Genomic DNA, 1,193 nt, shown 5'->3' on the forward strand with positions numbered 1-1,193 from the left:
ATTGCAAGCTCTAAAGAGAATTACTATTACACGATTGCCGTGCGTAATGAAATGGCTTACAAACTTGCGCAAAAAAATCCTGAGCTTTTAGCAACTGATGCAGAAACTCAGAAGCAGTTGCGTGATAAGTTCCCGCACTTTTATTCAAAACGCTTTATTTATCATGTTGGACTGCATGAAGTGCGTCTTGCAGCTAAAGATCGTATTGATAACTATCTACAGTCAGGTATGAAGGACAAAGCCATTGCTTATGAGATTATGCAACATCTTGGTAAGCATATGTTTTATCTGAAAAATCATAAAGATTGTGATATTAAAACCATTTCAATACAGGCACTTGAACATCAATATGCCGAAGGTCTTAAAGCAATTAATGACCCGCAAAAAGCGTCTGTTTATCAAGCGTTGGCTGATTACGACATTGCGATGGAAAAAACCAAGCAGGCATGGGCGCAAATCCGTCAAGCGAGACGACTTGAAAACCCAACTATTGATATTGCTGAACTAGAAGCTAAAGCCAGCTGTTTGACAGATATTAAAAATGAAAAAGCGCATAAAGCTTACGTTAGTAGCGGTCAAATTAAAGATGAGTTGTTGAAAAACACCTTTAAGCGTATCGATGTACTCAAACTCAATAAGGCAGCACATAGCCATCAATTAGTGATTGATGTTGGTGAATACCGCAAAGTTAAAGACCAGGATAATCAGGTCTTAGCGCAAATGTTGGCGCTTGATTTGTCATTAGATTATGGCAAAGGACAGGTCTATAAAGCCTTTAAAGCACATGCTGCTGATTATCAGAAAGGCTACTATATTGATGCGATACGCGCGCGCGAAATCGAATTTAAGCAATCCTTAGGTGCTGATCAGCGACCGCTATATGATGAGGTGTTGCGCTATGTTGATGCGGATCGTCGTTTACGTTATGTGAAACATCCTGGGGCTTACCATGATAAGCTGCTGCAAACGCGCCACAGCTTAGCTGTTCAATTTAGCAAGTGGCCATCGCGTTATGAGTCGATGCTGCAATTTGAGGAAGTTAAATGGAGCCAGGTGCAAGCGTATAGTGAGCGTGTTCCAGTTCTTAATCATCTAAAAGCAACTCATGCAGTGAATGAAATTGCACCTGCAAATAGTGCTTCTTCTAACCTTTCTACTGCGCCAATGCAGCCAAGAGAGGTGACGCGTTTTGA

Annotated in this window: 1 protein-coding gene; it reads left to right on the plus strand. The window is 41.0% G+C overall.

Annotation, left to right across the window (positions count from 1 at the left end):
• On the plus strand, positions 1-1,193 hold a 1,193-nt coding region (locus DNJ75_RS14855; protein ID WP_157968405.1), incomplete at both ends, for a hypothetical protein.

The organism is Cysteiniphilum litorale (assembly GCF_003428165.1).
GTDB classification, from domain to species: domain Bacteria; phylum Pseudomonadota; class Gammaproteobacteria; order Francisellales; family Francisellaceae; genus Caedibacter; species Caedibacter litoralis.